This is a genomic window from Bradyrhizobium sp. (assembly GCF_016462955.1).
GTDB lineage: Bacteria > Pseudomonadota > Alphaproteobacteria > Rhizobiales > Xanthobacteraceae > Bradyrhizobium.
Window position 1 is genome coordinate 862 of the sequence record NZ_JAEMSD010000381.1, and the last position, 754, is coordinate 1,615.

Genomic DNA, 754 nt, shown 5'->3' on the forward strand with positions numbered 1-754 from the left:
GGAGCTCGTCATTCGCACCGCGGTCGACGTCGCCCGCGGCCGCGTGCGGGTCATCGCAGGCGCCGTCTCGAACTCAACCAGCCGCGCCATCGAGCTTGCGCGGCGCGCGGAGGCGGCCGGCGCCGATGCCGTGATGTCGGTCGTGCCCGCCTACAACAAGCCGATGCAGGAGGGCATGCTGGCACACTTCCGGGCGGTCGCCGGCGCGATCGGCCTTCCCGTGATCCTGCACGACATTCCCTCCCGCACGCTGCGCCCGCTTGGCGACGAGACGCTTCTGCGTCTGCTCGAATCCCGCCAGTTCGTCGCTCTGCGCGACGGGAGCGGCGACGTCACCCGTCCGATGCGGCTGTCACGCAATCTGCCGGAAGGTTTTCGCTTTCTCTCCGGCGACGACACCACCGCGTTCGCCTTGATCGCGAACGGCGGCGACGGCGCCATCTCGGAGGTCGCCAACATCGCTCCGGATCTCTGTCGCACGATCTTCTCGCATGTGAGGCAGGGCAGGCTGCAATCCGCCCGTTATCTGCACAAGCGCCTGATCCCGCTCATCGCCTGCCTGTCCAGGGAGAGTCCTGCCGCGCTCAAATACGGTCTCAACCTCCTTGGCTTGATGTCCGCCGCGACTAAGCTTCCGATCGTGCCGCTGGACGCAGCCGCGCAGAGAGGCGTGGTGCGCGCATTCGCTGCGATCGCCGACGAAGAATTGATCGACAGCGTCGGCGCGTGATCGGCGGGACGTCATCTCTATGAC

The 754-nt window shown here is 67.1% G+C and carries 1 protein-coding gene; it reads left to right on the forward strand.

Annotated features, from left to right (window positions below):
• Positions 1-730, forward strand: a 730-nt coding sequence (locus JHD07_RS28930) for a 4-hydroxy-tetrahydrodipicolinate synthase (protein WP_291628373.1), incomplete at its 5' end; no start/stop codon positions are given.
• Positions 731-754: the final 24 nt, after the last annotated feature.